The 2,706-nt window shown below is 60.4% G+C and carries 4 protein-coding genes; all 4 read right to left on the bottom strand.

All coding sequences use genetic code 11. The features are described from left to right. Positions 1-24 precede the first annotated feature (24 nt). On the bottom strand, positions 25-897 hold the full coding sequence (locus DBR24_RS14185) for a transporter substrate-binding domain-containing protein (RefSeq protein ID WP_123470500.1): 873 nt from the start codon (positions 895-897) through the stop codon (positions 25-27). Further along, the gene (locus tag DBR24_RS14180; protein WP_123470498.1) at positions 894-1,676 is read right to left on the bottom strand and encodes an amino acid ABC transporter ATP-binding protein; all 783 of its coding nucleotides are present in this window, start codon (positions 1,674-1,676) and stop codon (positions 894-896) included. Before DBR24_RS14180 ends, DBR24_RS14185 begins: the two co-directional genes overlap by 4 nt. Next, on the bottom strand, positions 1,673-2,332 hold the full coding sequence (locus DBR24_RS14175) for an amino acid ABC transporter permease (protein WP_047290785.1): 660 nt from the start codon (positions 2,330-2,332) through the stop codon (positions 1,673-1,675). Before DBR24_RS14175 ends, DBR24_RS14180 begins: the two co-directional genes overlap by 4 nt. Continuing rightward, a partial coding sequence (locus tag DBR24_RS14170; RefSeq protein ID WP_128615073.1) for an ABC transporter permease subunit occupies positions 2,313-2,706 on the bottom strand: 394 nt, incomplete at its 5' end. The genes DBR24_RS14175 and DBR24_RS14170, both read right to left, overlap by 20 nt.

Below are 2,706 nucleotides of genomic sequence, written 5' to 3'. Positions count from 1 at the left end.
CCTCACCACCGATTCAACAGACAATCACCCCTGCCACTTGCCACCCTCGACAATCACGCTCTCAGGCTTGGTGTCATCGCTCAGTTCCTTACGCACATATTGGTCGTACAGTTTGAGCAGATACTTCTCCTCGCCCAGCTTGGTCAGCTCGCTATTCACCCAGTCACGCAGCTCGATATTGCCCTTCTTCACCGCCGGCGCAATCGGTGCTTCTGCTCCGAGTTTTTCGTCCAGCACGCGGTAGCCCGGGTTCTGCTTGGCCCAGCTGAACAGCACCAGATTGTCCTGCGCATACGCATCGCCACGGCCATTGGCCAGGGCTTGCAGCGACTCGGTGTTTTTCTCGAACTTGAGCAGTTTCCAGTCCGGATGATTTTTGGTCAGCCAGATGTCCGCCGTGGTGCCGGTGGTCACGATGGTGGTGCGGGTGGCCAGGTCATCGAGGCTTTTCACCGAACTGCTTTGCGGCACCAGCGCCTGCACCGCGACCTTGAGGTTCGGGTTAGTGAATTCCACCGCGTCCTTGCGCTCCGGGGTCACGGTCATGTTGGCGAGGATCAGGTCGACCTTGTCGCTTTGCAGGAACGGAATGCGGCTCGCCGGCTCCACGGCAACGAACTCGACCTTGTTCTCGTCACCGAGCAGATCCTTGGCGAAACGCCGACCGATGTCGGTGTCGAAGCCGACGTAGCGTCCGGCCTCATCGACAAAACCGAACGGTGGCTTGTCGGTGAAGACGCCGACGATCAGTTTGTCGCGGGCCTTGATCTTGTCCAGATAACCGGCCGGCGCGGTGCTTTCGCTGGCGACTTTCGGCTTCGGCGGTTCTTCGGTTTTGCTGCAACCGGCAAGTAAGGCGAGGCTCAGCAGGGGCAGTAAAAAAGCGGCAGTTTTCATAACGGTTCCAGTTCCTTTGTCGGATTCGTTTTTGGCAGTGTTGCAACGAAGGAGAACTTCTCCAGAAACTGCTGCGCGCGTGCGGTTTGCGGGTTCGTAAAGAAAATCTCGGGCGGGTTCTGTTCAAGGATGCGCCCGGCATCCATGAACACGATGCGGTCGGCCACCGCGCGGGCGAAGGCCATTTCGTGGGTGACGATCAGCAGGGTCATGCCCTCGCGGGCCAGGCCCTGAATCACTTGCAGCACTTCCTTGACCATTTCCGGGTCGAGGGCCGCGGTGACTTCATCGAAGAGCATGACCCGCGGGTTCATGCACAACGAACGGACGATGGCGATGCGTTGCTGCTGGCCGCCGGAGAGCTGGCGTGGAAACGCATCGCGCTTGTCCGCCAGGCCCACCCGTTCGAGCAGGGCTTCGGCCTGCTGCTGCGCTTCGCGGCGCTGACGTTTCTGCACCTTGAGCGGGCCGAGCAGCAAATTGTCGAGCACGCTCATGTGCGGGAACAGGTGATAACTCTGGAACACCATGCCGATCTGCTGACGGATTTCACGCCAGTCAGTGGCCTTGTCCAGCAGCTCGCGGCCGACAAATTTCAGGCTGCCGCTGTGGGCCTGTTCCAGACCATTTAGGCAACGCAGCAAGGTGCTTTTGCCGCAGCCGCTGGGGCCGAGGATGACGATCACTTCGCCGCTGCGAACTTGCAGGTCGATGCCGTTGAGCACCTGCTGCTCGCCGTAGAATTTGTTGAAGCCGTGAAACTCGATCAATGCGCTCATGCTTGCGTCCAGCGCCGCTCCAGCACGCGCGAGGCGGCCGACAGCGGGTAGCAGATGAAAAAGAAAAACAGGAACAGCGCACCGTAGATCAACACCGATTCGTAGGTGCGCTCGATGATCTGCTGGCCGACCTTGATGACGTCGACCACGCCGATCAGCACCGCCAGCGAACTGGTCTTGATGATCCGCGTGTAGACGTTGATGGTCGGCGGCGTCATGCGTTTCAGCGCTTGCGGCAACAGCACGTAGCCGTAGAGCTGCGCAGCGTTCAGGCCGATCGACAGCCCTGCTTCACGCTGCCCGCGCGGTAACGAATGCAACGCCCCACGCGCCACCTCGCCGACCTCGCTGGCGCCCCACAGCGACAGCACCAGCACCGCACACCAGAAACTGGGCAGGCTCAGGCCGAAGAAAATCGGCAGACCGAAAAACAGCAGATACAACCAGACCAGCACCGGGATCGCCCGGAACAGCTCCAGATACACTCGCAGGATCGCGTTCAGCCACGTCACGTTGAGCGTGCGCAACACGCCGTAGAGCACACCGCCGACGGTGCTGATGGCAATGCTCAGGAACGAGATCGACAAGGTTTGCCCGGCGCCTTTTGCCAGTTGTGGCAACGACACCCAGAGCAGTTCAAGACCCGAACTGGCCATGCTGGAGCCTCCTTTCCAGACGGCTGAGCAGCAGCGACAGCGGCAAGAACAGCAGCACGCAAATCAGCGTCAACACGGCGAGCATTTCGTAGGTTTTGTAGTAGAGCGCGATGTAGCTCTTGGTGGTGTAGAGGATTTCCGGCACGGCCACCGCCGAGACCACGGTGGTTTCCTTGAGCAGGAAAATGAAATTGGCGAACAGCGACGGCAGGCTGAGGATCCCCGCTTGCGGCAGGATCACGTAGCGCAGCAACTGGCCGTGGGACAGGCCGATGGAGCGCCCCGATTCCAGCTGCGCCTGCGGTACGGCATCGACGCCGGCACGCAGCACTTCGGTGAGGTAGGCGCCACCGAGAAACGTCATGGTGATGATC

This window comes from Pseudomonas sp. HMWF006, from assembly GCF_003061205.1.
Classification (GTDB): Bacteria; Pseudomonadota; Gammaproteobacteria; order Pseudomonadales; family Pseudomonadaceae; genus Aquipseudomonas; species Aquipseudomonas monsensis.
This window is presented reverse-complemented; position numbering and strand designations above follow the sequence as displayed.